Genomic DNA, 17,527 nt, shown 5'->3' with positions numbered 1-17,527 from the left:
AGTGTAGGAAAACAATAAAAACAGTTTATCTCTATAAAGATATTTCTTATAAAGTGAAAGTGTTTTTGTCTTATCTATAAAATATAAATGAAAAATCAATAGCGATATGGTGATCGGACAAGGTTAACATATCCTTTATCTTTGCTTATTTACCAGTAAATCTGTGAAAATATTTCTATTATAAGGTAACAGGGTTCATATTTGTATTTATATATTGTAAATTAAATACAGATTTAATTAAATTATTGTTGTAATGCAATAAATTATGCAGGTTATTTTTGGAATTCATGGTTTAATATAATAAATTGGATTATAAATGAAATGATACGACAATCTATATATCTAGATGCGAATGCCAGTGAGCCCATGCGCTCTTCAGTTATATCTGCAATGGTGGATATCATGCAGCAGACTGGTAATCCAACGTCTGTTCATCAAATGGGACGCAAGATTTATAATCAAATGGAAGATGCAAGAGAAACCTTGGTCGAATTATTCGGGGGGAGCGTTCAAAATTGTATTTTTACCTCTGGTGGGACAGAGGCAGATGTACTGGCTGTGCATGGTCAGATTGGTGAAGGCAATCAACAACGTCCTCTTTGGGTGGGAGCTACGGAACATCCTGCAATCATGCAGATTGACCTTTCAAAAAAAATTTTACCTGTAACACGGCAGGGCATTGTCGATCTTAACTTTTTAGAAGATGCACTAAAAAAAACGTCAATACCTCCCTTAGTGTGTTTAATGCTGGCCAATAATGAGACAGGTGTATTACATCCCATTCAACAGGCAGCAAAAATTTGTCATGATTATGGTGCAATTCTTCATGTAGACGCAGCTCAGGCTGCTGGACGTATAATGTTCAATTTGGAAGATATCGGAGCGGACAGCCTGATTCTTTCAGCTCACAAAATGGGAGGTCCAAAAGGAGTAGGCGCATTGTTATTGGCTGGTCATGAAAGAAATGCGAAAAAGATAAATCCTCTTTTTAGTGGAGGAGGACAGGAACAGGGAAGAAGGGGAGGAACTCTGGCTGTTCCGGCAATTATAGGGTTGATGACTGCCGCAAAAGAGGCCTGTAAAGAAGATCGTTCCAATATTTTAAAATTACGTAATTATTTGGAAAAAGAAGTGAAAAAATATGGAGCCGTCATTTGTGGCGAGGAAGCTGAACGTTTAGATAATACATCCTCTATAGCTTATGCTGGAGTTTCAGCGCAAAAATTATTTATGGCTTTGGATATGGCTGGTTTCTGTGTCTCAACGGGATCGGCATGTTTTTCAGGAAAATTATCGCGTTCACCTGTTTTATCAGCAATGGGGTTGGAAGAATTGGCTGATTGTACGATCCGTGTATCTTTACCATGGAATATCCAGCAAAAAGATGTTGAAACTTTTATTCATGTTTATGGCCAGTTGATTCAAAAGTTAAAGGATTCATAATCTATAGAAAATGGATTTTTCAGGAAAAAACAAGATAAAAGAAAAGGTGATTTACCTTGATTATCAATCGACCACACCGTGTGACGAACGTGTTGTTGAAGCGATGCTACCCTATTTTGTGCATAATTTTGCAAATGCCAATTCAGAGCATATATTGGGTAAATATGTTGCTGAAACCATTGATAAGATTCGTGCCGACATTGCCGAAATGCTCGGGGTGGTTTCTCAAGAAATTATTTTTACCTCTGGTGCGACTGAATCCAATAATATTGCCTTGCAGGGTAGTGTGCGTTATCTAATTGATCATTATCCCAAGACCAAACGGGTTATCACGATTGCGACTGAACATAAATCTGTTCTTGAAACAGTCCAGAATTTACAGTCTATTGGTGCTGATCCTTTTATTTTGCCAGTTCAATCCGATGGATTGATTGATCCTGATAGTTTGAAAGCGGCATTGCAGGTTCCAACAATATTAGTCAGTGTCATGGCCGCTAATAATGAAACAGGAGTTATACAGAACATTCCTTATTTGTCGGCATTGTCTCATGAATATGGCGCTCTTTTTCATTGTGATTTGTCTCAGGCTTGTGGAAAAATATCTGAAAAAATTCAGTTGCGTTCCTGGGGAATTGATCTTGCCTCAATTTCCGGGCATAAAATTTATGGGCCCAAAGGAATTGGCATTTTATATGTAAAACGTAAACCTCGGGTAAGGGTGGAACCTTTATTTTATGGAGGATATCAGGAACGAGGAATTCGATCAGGAACTTTGCCAGTTCCCTTGATTGTTGGTTTGGGTAAGGCATTTTCGCTATTCCAGAATGAGGGAAATGAAGAGATCAGGCGTTTGGCGTCTTATAAACATTTTTTGATAAATGAATTGCAGGCAAGAATTCCACAACTTAAAATTAATGGATCAATCGAATATGCCTTGTCAAATTGTGTTAATCTACAATTTCCAGAGGTTAAGGCCCTTGATCTTTTGGCAAGAATTCCTCATTTATGTTTATCAACAGGTTCAGCATGCAATCATGTTTCTATGCCATCCTATGTTTTACAATCCATGGGATTGTCAGAACAAGAAGTTTTATCTAGTATCCGTTTTTCTTTTGGTCGGATGACAACAAAACAAGAAGTCGTTGAAACCGTTCATGACCTTTATTCAGCATGGTATGATGTAAGAAAAGGGACATGAGTTAAAATCAGAATATTAATTGGTTTTTAAATAAGGAATTCTATAAAATGCCACATATAGTTTTTATTGAACAAGATGGAACACGTCGTGAGGTGGATGCTCCTGTAGGGCTTTCAGTATTGGAAATAGCGCATAAGCATGGAATTGATCTTGAAGGTGCTTGTGAGGGATCATTGGCTTGTGCGACCTGTCATGTAATTGTTGATGAATCATGGTGGGATAAATTAAAGCCCGCCGCAGAAGAGGAGGAGGAGATGCTGGATATGGCTTTTGGGTTGGAAAGAACCTCTCGATTGGGTTGTCAGATTATTATGACAGAAGAATTGGATGGCTTAGTTGTTCGTTTGCCAAAGTTATCCTGAACCAATGCGTATTATGATTGCAATGTCGGGCGGAGTGGACAGTTCCGTTACGGCGGCTCTTTTAAAAGAACAAGGACATGAGGTTTTTGGTGCCACCTTGCAGCTTTATGATGCGCGAGGTGTGGTTAAAAAAGGTGCCTGTTGTGCAGGTCAGGACATCAGGGATGCACGTAGGGTATCAGAAAAGCTGGGTATCCCGCATTACGTTATCGATGCGGAAGACCGTTTTCAAACAACGGTAATTGAACGTTTCGCACAATCTTACCAAAAGGGAGAAACGCCTGTTCCATGTATTGCCTGTAATCAGGGAGTCAAATTTACGGATTTATTGACAATGGCGCGAGAGCTTGGGGCAGAAGCGATGGCAACAGGTCATTATGTGCGTCGAATTGTGGGAAAAAATGGTCCAGAGTTGCATCGTCCAGTTGATTTAAGTCGAGACCAATCATGGTTTTTATTCGCCACCACACTTGAACAGCTTGAATATTTGCGTTTTCCTTTAGGGGACATGCCAAATAAAGATAAAGTTCGGGAAGAAGCCGAACGTTTTCATTTGGCTGTTGCTCAGAAGTCGGATAGCCAGGACATATGTTTCGTTACAGATAATTCTTATATAAAAATTGTTGAGAAATTGGCGCCAGAAGGTGTTATGCCAGGCGAGATAGTTGACGAGCAGGGCGTTGTGATTGGTCATCATGAAGGTATTGCTAAATATACCATTGGTCAAACAAAACGGTTGGGTAATCTTGCCATGCGGGATGGGCAGCGACAAATGGTGTTACGAATTGAATCCGAAAAAAGAAGAATCGTTATTGGTCCAAAACAAAACAATATTTGTCAAACATTCTATTTACGCGATTTGAACTGGCTTATTCCTGTGCCTACTGAATTTTTATATTGTAATGTTCAGATTCGTGCGCGGGATCAGGAACGACCTGCTAAAGTTATAATTGAAAAAAAGGATAGGGTAAGAGTAGAATTGGAAACGGCTGCTAACCCAGCACCTGGTCAGGCATGTGTTTTTTATCAAGGGACACGTGTTTTAGGAGGTGGATTTATTCTGTAAAAATTTAATTTGATATTACTTTAGGTTAAACTTTACTTTTAAAGTGAATTTCAGTTATTAAATCAGATATTATTTTAGTAAGTTAATAAATTATTTAACGTAGCGAGATTTTCCGTTGATGCACTGTTTTTATGTAGGTTCCAAACGATTTTCTTTGATTGTATGGCTGATAGCAATTTTTGCTTTGATATGTTTTTTCAACTTACGAAGTGCTAATGCGGAATTTCGAATTGGATGGAAAAATCAAGCTGATATCGCCAATTTTATTCAATTGGATAAAAAACATCAAAAAGTTGCCAGGGAAACAATAGCCTGGAAAAAATATGACGATGATTTTAAAGCCTTGCATAATTTGTCTATTGGTCAGGTTGATGCCGTTCCAGTAGATATGGTTACTTTTTTGTCAGTTATAACGGTTGGTTTGCAGGGACGTGTAATCGCAATTGATCGGCAATATGGTAAAGAAAGCGCCTTAATCGTAAAAAGCCAGAAACATATAGATACTCCTCAAGATCTGGTTGGTAAAAATATTGCGGTACCTTTCATGACAAGCAGTTATTATAGTCTGTTACGTTATTTGCAGCATAATGATATTCCTGTTGAAAAAATTCATCTAGTAAATATGAATTATAATGAAATTACACAAGCTTGGCAGAAAAATGAAATTGATGGGGCCTATGCTGACGGAACTACAGTTTTACCGTTCGTCAAGGATGGACATGTATTAGTAGATTCATCACAGTTGGCAAAATGGGGGTATCCAACATATCAGGTATGGGTTGTGATGGATGAGATTATTTCAGATCAACCTTTTTGGATGGAAAGTTTTGTAAAAAAAATATTGAAAAATATCGATGATAATAGGCGAAATATAGCCTATTTCACTCCTCAGTCTCCGGAGGTTGGCCAGCTTGCCCAATTATTAGATAAATCACCGGAAGTAGTTTGCAGCTTGTTAAAACAGCAGACTTATCTTGATAAAACTCAGCAATCTTTAATATTGTCACGTTATTTGTCGAAGGAGTTTGATGAAATTGGTTTGTTTATGAAGGCTCAGAAAATTATGCCTGATATTTTACCTGATTACCTGATTTATGTTTATGACAGTTTTATAAAAAATAACAAAAATAATTAATTGATTTTATATTTTTTTTTACATTAAATTGAAAAATATAAAGAAATTAATGTAGGATTAAAAAATTTATTAACTGTTCCAAGTGTAATATTTTAATAATAATTATCTTATTTTTGTTTTTTATCTGAATAAAATTAATAGATTACTAATTTGAATTTCATGTTTAAAAAAGAATATGTTGAGATTTAATGTTTTAAATAATATGAAATCTTTTATTATTGATGTATTTGATTTACGTTGTGATTTCCAGACTGTTATTTCATTGCGTAATGTTTTCTAATTAATTCCTGTTCTTAAACCGGAGAGCCTTTGGGTTATGGAATCTGTCCGTAAGTTTCTCAATAAGTCGACACTGTTCGCTGTTTTAATTTTGCCTGTTTTTTTAACGCACTTACGGGGTATAGCGGATGGGTTAATCAGTTATATAGCAATATGTTTTGTAATTTACTCTTTTATCAACAAACAATGGGACTGGGGAAAACAAAATTGGGTGATTATTGCATTTCTCTGGTGGGGGTGGATTTTATTGTGTACTATTCCCTTTGGATTGTTTCAATATAACATAATGATGATCCAGGCTTTAGTGTTAATTCGTTTTATTTTTTTTGCTGCGGCACTTCAGGTCTGGGTTTTAACTGATGAGAAATACAGGCGATGGCTATCTTATGTTTTGATTGCCTGTGCGATTTATATTATTTTGAATATGCTTTGCCAGCTTATTACAGGATATAATATTTTAGGAGCGCCACGTTATTTCGATGGTACACTGACAGGTCCATATCATCATCCTAGAGCGGCAGGGCCATTGGCCAGGTTACTGTTGCCAATTACTTTAAGTTTGAGTATTTATTGCATTTATCGTTTAAAAGGATGGCGGGGAAATCTGGTCGCTTTATTCATTATCTTATTTGCTACATTAATGATGGCTTTTGCCGGTCAAAGAATGCCATTTATTCTTTTTGTTTTCGGAATAGTTGTATCCTTGTATTGGTTACGTCCCTTACGGACAATCGTTTTGTCAATGTTAATTTGTATTCCATTGATACTGGGTGCAACATCATTTTTATCGCCTAAGAGCTATCATCATTTGGTGACTTTATTTATCCATCAAATGGCACATTTTTCCTCTGATAATTATGGATTGATCTATACACGGGCGATGATTATGGGATTGTCAAATCCCTGGACGGGTTTGGGATATGATGCCTATCGTCATTTTTGTGCCAATCCGATTTATTTTCATGGATTATCCTTTTGGGGAATTGCAATTGGACATGGGGATGGGAAAGGGGCAGAGATTTGTTTGCCCCATCCTCATAATCATTATATTGAAATGTTTGTAAATGCAGGAATTCCCGGATTAATCTTGTTTTGTTACATGGTATTTTTATGGTGGGTTAATTTGGTAAAGGGATTAACGTCCAAATTGCTATCATTGAAAGATGCGGTTGAAAATTCCTGGCGTGTTGGATTATTTGCTGCGGTTTTAGTTCACGAATGGCCATTTGCGGCTGGAGGAAGTTTCGGAAATTTACCCTTGGGAGGATGGTTTTTTCTACTTTTGGGACTAGGTTTATCTTATAGTTGGGATTATGGTAATCATAAGGCAGCATTGAAGGTTTATAATGGAATTGGATCATAAAGAAAAAAATAAAATACCTGTAACTGTTCTGACGGGTTATTTAGGAGCGGGGAAGACAACTTTACTAAACCGTATTCTAACGGAACAGCAAGATAAAAAATATGCCGTTATTGTTAATGAATATGGTGAATTAGGTATTGATAATGATTTAATAGTCGATGCGGATGAAGAAATATTTGAGATGAGCAACGGATGTGTCTGTTGTACAATTCGAGGCGATTTGGTTCGTATTCTTAACAAGCTTATTCAAAGACAAAGAAGTTTCGATGGAATAATTATTGAAACCACAGGGTTAGCTGATCCTGCGCCCGTAGCACAGACTTTTTTTGTTGATGAGGATATTCGTAACAAAACTCGTCTTGACGCGGTGATTGCCGTAATTGATGCGTTTCATGTGATGAAGACATTGGATGAAAGTAAGGAGGCAGTTAATCAAATTGCTTTTGCGGATGTAATCTTGTTGAATAAAGTTGATCTGGTTGATAGGGGATCATTAATTGCTATAAAAAAAAGAATTCGTACAATCAATCCGATGGTTGCTTTATATGAAATGGAAAAAGGGAATATTTCCCTTATGAAAATTCTGGATCTTGGGGGGTTTGATTTAAATAGAGCCTTGACGTTAGAGCCCAAATTCTTATCATCCCATGACCATGACCATGACCATGACCATGACCATGACCATGACCATGACCATGACCATGACCATGACCATGACCATGACCATGACCATGTACAACATTCTCATGGTGATGGTGTGACGAGTATTTCACTTATGGAAGATAAACCATTAGATGGAAAACGTTTTAATTTATGGATGTCCATGGTTCTTCAGAAATTTGGAAAGGATATATTGAGAACCAAAGGAATTATGAATTTTAAGCATGACGATCGATGTTTTGCATTTCAAGCTGTTCATATGATGGCAGAGGGAAATTTCATCCGTTCTTGGAAGACAAATGAGGATCGTTGTTCCAGATTGGTTTTTATTGGCCGGAATTTAGATGAGAAATCTCTACGTGAGGGATTTTTTAAATGTATAGATTAACAAATCTGTGACTGGAAAGTATGGAATGAATCAGCCGTTACAATTAATCGAAAGTCGGGGTTCTTTTAAAAAAGTGGAAGGCACGATTATCGCCTGTGCTACATCTTGGGATGAACAGTATAGTGCTTTTGCAACGGCAGATGGAGATTTATGGATTATTCCTTTGATTCACAATAATGATCCAGATTATTGGTATAAAGTTCAACCTCATGATGGAGGGATTTTATCTTTATCACAAGATTTGACCTTTTCAGGTTTTGTTACTTCTGGTGATGATAATAAACTAATAAGAATCATTCCCGGGAAGGAACCTCAACAATTATTAAAATCCAGACGTTGGATTGATAAAATCGTTTCTTGGACTGATAAGGAAAGGAAACAAAATAAAATCGCTTTTATTACAGGAAAAGAAATTCATTTATATAAAGATAATTTTACAGAGCCATATAGAATTTTTGAACATTCTTCTGGAGTTAGTGATTTGGTTTTCAGTTTGGATGGTGCAAAAATAGCCAGTTCTTATTATAATGGTGCCACTTTATGGTCTGCTGATTATAAAAATCCTGTAAAAATTAAGGATTTTACATGGAAAGGTAGTCATACAGGGATCACTTTACATCCTAAAGAAGAGGCGTTGGTAACATCAATGCAAGATCATGATTTACATGGTTGGCGTATTTCAGACGGACACAATATGCGAATGAGTGGATACCCAACCAAAGTAAAATCTCTAAATTTTTCATCTGATGGAAAATGGTTGGCAACCAGTGGAGCTGAACCGGTGGTTTTATGGCAGTTTTTTGGAGGCGGTCCAATGGGAAAACCTCCTGTGGAATTGCCTGGTATTCCTGGAAGTTGTTGTATGGTAGTGGCATGTCATCCTACCTATGATATGGTTGCTGCTGGATTTTTGGATGGTAGTATATTATTAATCGGAATCAGCGACGAGAAAGTTGTTCCGGTAAATTTAGGATCTAAAAAACCCATTGGAGAAATTACGGCTTTACAATTTAATAAAGAAGGCAGTTTATTAAATATTGGTACTGATGATGGCTATATTATTCTAATTGATTTATCTGAAAAAAAATAGTTGTAAAAAATAATCAGCCATATCCTTTTTTCTGTCCAGGATTTATTTATATGGATGAGATATCATGTTTCAGAACAAGTAGTTGATCAGAATTTAAAAAAATTATTCTGGTTCCACATGAATGTTTATTGAAACATTTCCAATTACTTTTTGTAAAGCGTGTTCAATACGATCACATATCTTATGGGCTTCTTTCACTCTCATGTCTCCAGACACAACCAAATGAAAATCAATAAAAATCAAATTGCCAACCTGACGAAAACGGACCATATGGAATTCTTTTGCTTCAGGGGCATTTGCCTGAATTATTTTATAAATACTGGAAATGGTTTGAGGGTCAGGAGCTTTATCCATCAAGCCATTAATAGAATTTTTTATGATGCCAAAGCCTATACGTAAAATATTAATAGCAATGAAAAAGCCCATGAGGGCATCAAGTGCAGCCCATTGAAACATTGGAATAAGTGTTAAACCTACAATTAATCCGATAGTTGTCCATACATCGGAAAGAACATGCTGTCCACCTGCTATAAGGACTGCAGAAAAATATTTTTTACCTACACGAATAAGTGTTATTGCCCAGAATAGATTAACAAGCCCAGCTGTTCCATTTAGAATAATTCCTTTTAAAGGCGCCATGGGAAATTGGGGATTTTTCCATCCTTGCCAGGCTTCGTAAAAAATTAAAATTGATGTTATTATTACTAATAAACCTTCGGCGGCGGCAGAAATATATTCGGCTTTATAGTGTCCATAAGTATGGTTTTTATCGGCTGGTTGGGTCGAAATGGTGATTGCGAATATTTCAAAAATAGCGGCTAACACATTGATTGTTGTTTCAAGCATGTCAGAATAAAAAGCAACACTGAGTGTTGTTTTCCATGCCAGATATTTAAGAAAAAAAACTACAAGACTAACCAGAAAACTCCCAAGACTAAATAGGATTTTCTTATTCTTTATTATTTTAAAGATCATAAAGTAATTATAAGTTTAAGGTTAAACAGTATTAATGTCCGCCAGATTGCAAAAACTGGCTTCATTTTTTTGTTCGATCTGGAAAGTTGAATGATTAATTCTAAATTTTTCCTTGAGGCGTTGTGCAACCATATTCAGAAACTGGTCAGAATGTTGATTGGTATTACTGACCAAATGAACGGTTAGGGCGGTTTCTGTTGTACTTAAAGCCCAGATGTGTAGATCATGTAAATCAATGATATTGGGAAGGGAGCGTAAATAGGTTTCCACGGCGAAAGCGTCAACATTGCTTGGGACACCGTCCATGGCAAGTGTAACTGAATCTTTCAATAAAGACCAAGTTCCCCAAATAATTATTGCAGCGACAATCAAGCTGGTAATGGGATCAAGCATATTCCAATGGGTGAAAAAAATAATAATCCCTGCCCCGGCAACACTCAACGATAAAAGGGCGTCATAGGCCATGTGCAAAAAGGCGCCCTTAATATTAAGATCCTCTTTTTGTCCGGAATGGAACATTAATGCGGTTATTCCATTTATAACAACACCGAGTAAGGCGACTAAAATTACTGTTTTACCTGTAACAGTTGCAGGTTTGTAAAAGCGTTCAATTGATTCCCAGATAATTCCTCCTGTAACAATAAGCAATAAAATTGCATTACTTAAAGAAGCCAAGATAGAGGTTCGACGATATCCGTAGGTAAAATTGGGAGAGGGTTTTTTTTTGCTTAAATATGAAGCCCCCCAAGCGGTGGCCAAGGCAAAAACATCTGATAGATTATGACCGGCATCAGCAATTAAGGCTAGGGAATTGGCAAAAATGCCCCATATGGTTTCGGCACAAATATAAATTAAGTTAAGGCTAATTCCTAGAGCAAAGGCCTTGCCAAAAGATTGTGGAACATGATGGTGATGACCGTGGATATGTTCATGTGCATGATCATGCAAGTGGGAATGATTGAATTGATGCATGTCATGCGTGGAATGATCCAAATTGCTCAAGATTAAATCCCTATAATTTTTTAGTTATAAAATAAGATTAACTATATTGTTAAACGCTTATTATAAAAAAATTAATTTGATTAGCCTAATTTTATTTTTAAAAATTTATCTAAATTATATTAAATCTGACAATCAAGTTTTAAATTGATTTTATATGTAAATACTGTGTTTTGTTTATTATAAAAAAATCCAAATATTAATCGGGAATGAATGTTAAGAAAATTTGTGTTTCTTCGTTAACGTAACCACAATGATAGTATACCTTATCACTATTATTTATAAAAGAATGAACAACGCAATTACCCGCCTCAATGTGAACAGGTAGTTGATTATTATCAGAAATTTGTTGAATGGCAGAATCTTTTCCATGAGCGGTCATCAAGGTCTGGGCTATTACTTGTGAGGTTGGTCATAAGGAACTTTATTAGGAATCTTGTCATTAAAAAATTTGACCATTATGATTAGGAAAAGCTATTGTACGACATTGTTGTTTATAAACTGCGATTATACTTCTCATAGACCAGTTTTTCATCTCAGGGAAAGAAAGATTTACAGTTGCAATATTTCCATAAACAGAAATTATCTTTCTCTTTGGTAGAATTATATAACTGTTACCATCAGGAAATTGGTTTGGTACAAAAAATGATAATAATATTTATAGGCTTAGATGCTCCCTTTGAATTTATTTTTGTGATTTTCAAATGGATGGGAAATATCTGAAAATCAGTGGAAACATGGGTAGGTAAAGAAATTAGACTATAAGCGCCAAATAAAAAAAGAGTATAAAAATTATAAATAATTATTGAGGGAAGGTATATCTAGAATAATGTTATTAACGTTTTTGAAAGAAAGATATAAGATATGGTTCTAGCTTAAGAAAATGTTACTTGTAATAGGTTGCTTTTGAAATTATATGATGTTTTATCATTTAAGTTTTTGATACCTCTCCTTAAATGTTGTAAACTTCCTGAAAGACTAACTTTATTAAAGACTGAAAATAAATTATTTTCAGTCTTTTTTTAATAGTTTTATATTGAATAAATCATGTATATCAATTTTTTAGTGCCAATAATGGTTTATAGTAGCGAGGATAATTAAATAAAATAAAATTCTTTATGTTATAATATTGAGCCTCACGAAAAGTTTTATAAAAATAACAAAATCACTGATTTTATATGGTTTACCAATTCATTAATTTGATTTAAAAAATACAGTTTGGTTTGTTTTTTCTAAATTAAAGACTTCGACAACGTTAATAATATGCAAGTTTAGAAAAAACAAACCGAAACAATATGAAAATAAATTAAAGAATGTTACTTTTCAGGCTTCCTTATTTCTAAAAATGCAGAAGCAAATTATAATTGATTAATATAAAATATTTTTTCTATTCTCCTTTTAAACTAAAATGTAAAATTGGACAGTCAAAATAAAATATTTAAAATGAAGTTAATAAAATATTTTACTATATAGAAGATTTATGTTGAATCAATTAAAAGATAAATGTTTTATATTACATTTTATTATCATGGTTAAATCACTACATTTACGAATTAACTGCCAAATAGCATTCAACAGATAAATGTTTCCACCCTTTGTACAAGTAATCATTACCAAAACAAAGCTGACTTTTTTCCACATGGTAATAAAAACCATAGTCTTATCATATAAAATATGATAAATATCACAGACAGTCATTGCAGAAATTCCTCTTCTGTTATGATTAGGTCGGGTCAGTATGTTGCAGCATCTGATCCGGCCGCTTCGACACTATCTGTCGAATGCTGATTACAAATATACAAAGAAAATTGGATTTATGAAACTTATTTTTTTTGTCCATGTAAAAATAAGATCATTAAATTTATTCAATGTTATTAATAATTTCATATATAAAATATTATATTTGAACAATATTCATTAAAATCAAGGTTTTTTAAAGTTGGTTTTTCCCAAGTTTATTATTCCTTTATTGAAATGTAATTTTTGCATAAAGAATTGGTAAAATAATATTCGATTCGAGATTTTGGTTTTATCTTATTTTTTTCTAACTTATATGCATAATTATTTATTATTTACATATATGTTACTTGATGATAGTGAATTTATTCTAGGTTATATTAAAAAAATGTACAAGAAATTTTAAATAACTGGAATGATAACGTGATTTTTATAAAAACTTCATGATTAATTTTCATAAAACAATAACTACATATTATGTATACTCAATTAAAGTCAAGAAATATTGCGAATTTTATTCCATAAATAAAATGGAAGTCTTTTTTATAAATAGAAAAGAATTTTATTCTTTCATTTATCTATTTTATAGAAAAATTATAGTTAAACTATAGTGATAATAAGATTTATTATTTGTAAAAATAAAGCATTTCTATAATTTTTATTTTGTGTATTTGGTATGGAGAATTAACGGGGATTATAAAATTTCATTTTTAAAAACTTTTTTATTATTATGTTTATATAGCTATTGGCTTAATTACAATTTAATTAAGTCAATTAATCATTATTTATATGACAAGATTGTTGATATGTATAATGAATTATTATTATGGACAGCATAAATATTTCGATACATTATGACATAATGTTTGATGTAAAGTGTGGATGGAGGACTTTGTGTCTTTGATTGGTTATTTCCCTGTTTTGTCAATCTATGGAAATTGTATTGAATATGGGTATTTGAACCCTATTTTAATGATTGTCTTTTAGGGATTGTTCAGGATATAAACAGCGACATCCTGCAATCAGGGATTTAAGAGGATAAGAACAATTAGGATGAAAAGAAAATCTGGTTTTAAAGATGATTAGAGTTACAGAAGTGAAACTGCCCTTGGATCATGATGAAGCAGATTTGAAACAGGCCTTGTATAATCGTCTCAAACAATTTCCCAGCGAGTATCAGGTAATAAGGCGGGGATATGATGCACGCCGACGGGGGGACATTCAACTGGTGTATACCATTGACTGTTCCATTGATAATGAAGAGGAATTTTTACGCAATCATTCCCTGGATCGCAATTTATCAAAAACACCAGAGGTTCGGTATCAGTTCGTGATGTCCCGGCAGACTGGTGAAAAAATTGCTAGTCAGGCCAGCTATGTTCGTCCTATCGTTATTGGTGCGGGGCCTTGCGGGTTTATGGCGGGATTGTTACTGGCACAGATGGGTTTGCGTCCTTTGATTCTTGAACGTGGGAAAGCGGTCAGGGAAAGAACGGTCGATACTTTTGCATTTTGGCGTCAGTCAAAATTCAATCCTGACAGCAATGTCCAATATGGAGAGGGAGGTGCGGGAACCTTTTCCGATGGAAAACTTCATACGCAGATCAGTGATCCGTATCATTATGGTCACAAGGTCTTGACAGAATTTGTCAGGGCAGGTGCGCCAGAGGAAATTCTTTACGTATCCAAACCTCATATTGGTACGTTTCGGTTGGTCAGTATGGTTGAGAAAATTCGTCAGGAAATAGAATCTTTTGGTGGTCAGTACCGGTTTAATACTTATGTGCAAAAGATTTTGATGAATAAAAATCGCCAGATTGTCGGGGTTCGATTGGTGGATGGGCAGGAAATACAGACAAATCACATTATTCTTGCGACTGGACACAGTGCGCGGGAGATGATGTATACCCTTTATGAGGATGGCGTGGAGATTCAGGCAAAACCTTTTTCTGTTGGTGTCAGAATTGAGCATCCGCAAACCCTGATTGATAAGGTCCGTTTTGGTTCACAGGCGGGACATCAGCTGTTGGGGGCGGCCGATTATAAATTGGTGCATCATGATGCAGACAAACGGGGGGTTTATTCCTTTTGTATGTGTCCGGGGGGAACGGTGATTGCGGCGGCCTCGGAAGAAAGGGGAATAGTGACAAACGGAATGAGCCAGTATTCCAGGGCGGAAAGAAATGCCAATGCTGCAATCGTGGTAGGTGTTAAGCCGGAGCGGGATTATGCAGGCCATCCCCTGGCGGGTATTGACTTCCAGAGAGATCTGGAGCGGAAAGCCTTTCAGCTGGGGGGTGCGAATTACAAAGCGCCGGTTCAGCGGGTGGAGGATTTTTTGCTTGGAAGGGCAACCCGGACATTGGGTTCGGTTGTTCCCTCTTATAAACCGGGGGTGGAACCCGATGATCTTGCGGAGATATTGCCTTCATTTGTTATCAATGGAATACGGGAGGCATTACCTGCATTTAATCGTAAATTGTCCGGATTCAATTTTGCTGATGCTGTAATGACCGGTGTGGAAACGCGAACATCCTCGCCAGTTCGTATTCCAAGAATGGATGATGGGCAAAGTGTCAATACTTCCGGACTTTATCCTGCGGGAGAGGGGGCTGGATATGCGGGCGGTATCATGTCTGCGGCCATTGACGGGATAAAGATTGCTGAAAAAGTTGCCCAGAATATCCACGACAATCATCAGTAGATCCGGGGATTACATCCCTACAGACAAACTGTTGGTTTGGGATGTGATCCGGATTCATCTTTGCAACCTTCATAATTAATGTTTCAATGTTCACTTTGATGATTTTTGAATATTGGGTTAAAGTCGGACGATGGAAATGATAAGACAATAAAGGAAAGAAATCTGCATAATGAAAATTCATGCCGCTCAATTGGCTGATCTTGATCAGATAATGGCCATTCAAATGTTATGTTATTATGCGATTGAGCCTGAATCACGGCTTTCTATGGCTTCAAAAATCATTGCCAGTCCTGATACCTGTTTTGTGGTGAAAGAGCGAGATATGGTCAGGGGGTATTTGCTGGCCATTCCCGTCATGTCGGGTGAAGCTCCCGCCCTGGATAGCGAAACTTGCGATTTGGCAGGAGGGGCGGATTGCCTTTATCTGCATGATTTGGCCGTTCATCCAGAATCAAGAGGGCTGGGAGTTGGATGTATTTTGGTGCGGCAATTCATGAATATTGCTCATAAGAAAAAATTCCGTCATGCATCCCTTGTTTCCATTCAGGATTCCTTCCGTTTTTGGCAGAAACAGGGATTTGAGGCAATTGTTCCCCCCGAAAAGTTGCAGAGTAAATTGATGACCTATGGTCAGGATGCAGTTTATATGGAAAAACTTCTGATTGGCATTCCTCAGGAGTAAAATAATTTTATGAAATCCCTGTTTTTTTATTGTATTGCGGCCTTTGCCGAGATTGCCGGTTGCTTTTCTTTTTGGGTATGGGCACGGTTGGGGAAGTCGCCCTTGTGGCTCGTACCCGGAATGGCCAGTTTGGCATTTTTTGCCCTGATACTGACGTTGGTGGAGGTTGATCTGGCGGGGCGTGCCTACGCTGTATATGGTGGAATTTATATTTTATGTTCCCTGTTCTGGTTATGGATTGTTGAAAATACACGACCGGATCGGTGGGATATTCTGGGAATGCTGATTTGTTTGGCTGGAGTATCCATTATCTTGTTCATGCCCAGGGGATGATCAATCGCAGGGATCAATGGAATGTGGTTTTGGGACAAAGCGGGTTGAATATCGAAATTTAAAAAAATCCCAGGCAAATAATAATAAAATGCCTGGGTAAAAAAGTGCTTAAAATAAATATCAACGTAATAAAAGATATTTCACAAAAGGTTATTAATGAATTCAGTTATAAGAAATTTCTCGATGAAAAAATCAGCCTATAAATTTGAACTCAAACAATGAAATACCAACTACTATGAGCTAATATATGAAATCACATGACTTTTATACAATTTATGACCGGTTGCGTCAATATTGATACCTATGATTTTCCTATAAAATTTAGTAAAATAAAAGAGATAACGCTTGGAAAACAAAGGTTTTTTTTTATAAAATGGCAAAATTTCAAAAAAAATTGATCGTTTTTGAAACAATAATAAATATTTCGGAATCGAAAAATAACAGGGTCTTTTATACTACAAGATTTTATTGAAAAATGATGGGAACTGATATCCAGATTTTCAATTTTATCCAGTGACAGGATTATGTTGGGTTTATCAAAAAAAATCTTGGAAAAAAAGATTTTATGAAATGAAAAGGGAAAAATCCGGAGACAAAATTCTGGTCAATACAACATTTGCATGAATGAAAATAACACTGTTTATAAAAATACGGAAAATACCTGAAAATCATTGAAAAATCTTATATATTCCCCCGGTAGAAAATGGCTTCTTCAGGGTCATGAAACCGAGGGAAATAAAATTTTTGTATTTTAAAAACAATTAAGCAAGGGAACGGCCACTTACGTGAATCCTGATGGAAATGGTAAATATACGGGTAAATTCATTCGTTGGTTCTCCTTAATAATTTAATGGAAATTAAATAAATGCGGCATCCAGCGAACAGACGGACCTGTTCCCCAAATGTGCAGTAAACCGCAGAATGAGAGGGTTGGTTTCTGAATAAAATTTATTTTTGCAAATAATTTTTTAAACGAATTAAAATTTGTCCCGTTCCCTTTATTGCGGATAAAAAGGTTATTCGTATCGGAATGGATTCTATATCTGAAATTCGAATTTATGAATTATTTCAAATATATATTAAAATCTGTTTAATTATTGTCCATTCAGTTTA

At 35.7% G+C, this 17,527-nt stretch carries 14 protein-coding genes; 11 read left to right on the top strand and 3 right to left on the bottom strand.

What is annotated here, in order from left to right; genetic code table 11:
• The first annotated feature begins 321 nt into the window (after positions 1 to 321).
• The 8 genes from H3R33_RS07940 (at position 322) to H3R33_RS07905 (ending at position 8,984) form a co-directional block, all read left to right on the top strand.
• Positions 322 to 1,443 (top strand): cysteine desulfurase family protein, encoded by a 1,122-nt coding sequence (locus H3R33_RS07940; protein WP_110439422.1) that lies wholly within the window; start codon positions 322 to 324, stop codon positions 1,441 to 1,443.
• Between the two features lie 46 nt (positions 1,444 to 1,489).
• Positions 1,490 to 2,641, top strand: a complete 1,152-nt coding sequence (locus H3R33_RS07935) for a cysteine desulfurase family protein (protein WP_370552780.1) — start codon at positions 1,490 to 1,492, stop codon at positions 2,639 to 2,641.
• Positions 2,642 to 2,688: 47 nt separating this feature from the next.
• Positions 2,689 to 3,003, top strand: coding sequence for a ferredoxin family 2Fe-2S iron-sulfur cluster binding protein (locus H3R33_RS07930; RefSeq protein ID WP_110439424.1), 315 nt, complete (start codon positions 2,689 to 2,691; stop codon positions 3,001 to 3,003).
• A 4-nt stretch (positions 3,004 to 3,007) separates the two neighbouring features.
• On the top strand, positions 3,008 to 4,069 hold the full coding sequence (mnmA, locus tag H3R33_RS07925) for a tRNA 2-thiouridine(34) synthase MnmA (RefSeq protein WP_155566385.1): 1,062 nt from the start codon (positions 3,008 to 3,010) through the stop codon (positions 4,067 to 4,069).
• A 118-nt stretch (positions 4,070 to 4,187) separates the two neighbouring features.
• On the top strand, positions 4,188 to 5,204 hold the full coding sequence (locus H3R33_RS07920) for an ABC transporter substrate-binding protein (protein WP_155566386.1): 1,017 nt from the start codon (positions 4,188 to 4,190) through the stop codon (positions 5,202 to 5,204).
• Positions 5,205 to 5,520: 316 nt separating this feature from the next.
• On the top strand, positions 5,521 to 6,846 hold the full coding sequence (locus H3R33_RS07915) for an O-antigen ligase (RefSeq protein ID WP_198185464.1): 1,326 nt from the start codon (positions 5,521 to 5,523) through the stop codon (positions 6,844 to 6,846).
• The gene (locus H3R33_RS07910; protein ID WP_198185463.1) at positions 6,830 to 7,894 is read left to right on the top strand and encodes a GTP-binding protein; all 1,065 of its coding nucleotides are present in this window, start codon (positions 6,830 to 6,832) and stop codon (positions 7,892 to 7,894) included. Before H3R33_RS07915 ends, H3R33_RS07910 begins: the two co-directional genes overlap by 17 nt.
• Positions 7,895 to 7,919: 25 nt before the next feature.
• On the top strand, positions 7,920 to 8,984 hold the full coding sequence (locus tag H3R33_RS07905; protein ID WP_198185462.1) for a WD40 repeat domain-containing protein: 1,065 nt from the start codon (positions 7,920 to 7,922) through the stop codon (positions 8,982 to 8,984).
• Between the two features lie 102 nt (positions 8,985 to 9,086).
• Here H3R33_RS07905 and H3R33_RS07900 read toward each other — a convergent pair whose 3' ends face one another.
• The 3 genes from H3R33_RS07900 to H3R33_RS07890 form a co-directional block, all read right to left on the bottom strand.
• Entirely contained in the window at positions 9,087 to 9,959 is an 873-nt protein-coding gene (locus tag H3R33_RS07900) for a cation diffusion facilitator family transporter (protein ID WP_198185461.1), read from the bottom strand.
• Positions 9,960 to 9,980: 21 nt separating this feature from the next.
• A complete protein-coding gene (locus H3R33_RS07895; protein WP_230873390.1) occupies positions 9,981 to 10,961 on the bottom strand; it encodes a cation diffusion facilitator family transporter in 981 nt (326 codons plus the stop codon).
• A 196-nt stretch (positions 10,962 to 11,157) separates the two neighbouring features.
• A complete protein-coding gene (locus tag H3R33_RS07890; RefSeq protein ID WP_198185460.1) occupies positions 11,158 to 11,340 on the bottom strand; it encodes a hypothetical protein in 183 nt (60 codons plus the stop codon).
• A 2,433-nt stretch (positions 11,341 to 13,773) separates the two neighbouring features.
• Between H3R33_RS07890 and H3R33_RS07885 the strand changes: the two genes are divergently transcribed.
• The 3 genes from H3R33_RS07885 (at position 13,774) to H3R33_RS07875 (ending at position 16,414) form a co-directional block, all read left to right on the top strand.
• Positions 13,774 to 15,399, top strand: coding sequence for an NAD(P)/FAD-dependent oxidoreductase (locus H3R33_RS07885; protein ID WP_198185459.1), 1,626 nt, complete (start codon positions 13,774 to 13,776; stop codon positions 15,397 to 15,399).
• Positions 15,400 to 15,568: 169 nt separating this feature from the next.
• Positions 15,569 to 16,081 carry a GNAT family N-acetyltransferase gene (locus tag H3R33_RS07880; protein WP_198185458.1) on the top strand — a complete coding sequence of 171 codons (513 nt, stop codon included), beginning with the start codon at positions 15,569 to 15,571 and terminating at the stop codon, positions 16,079 to 16,081.
• A 9-nt stretch (positions 16,082 to 16,090) separates the two neighbouring features.
• On the top strand, positions 16,091 to 16,414 hold the full coding sequence (locus H3R33_RS07875) for a YnfA family protein (RefSeq protein ID WP_198185457.1): 324 nt from the start codon (positions 16,091 to 16,093) through the stop codon (positions 16,412 to 16,414).
• Positions 16,415 to 17,527 lie beyond the last annotated feature (1,113 nt).

The organism is Commensalibacter sp. B14384M2 (assembly GCF_016101865.1).
Taxonomy (GTDB): Bacteria; Pseudomonadota; Alphaproteobacteria; order Acetobacterales; family Acetobacteraceae; genus Commensalibacter; species Commensalibacter melissae.
This window is presented reverse-complemented; position numbering and strand designations above follow the sequence as displayed.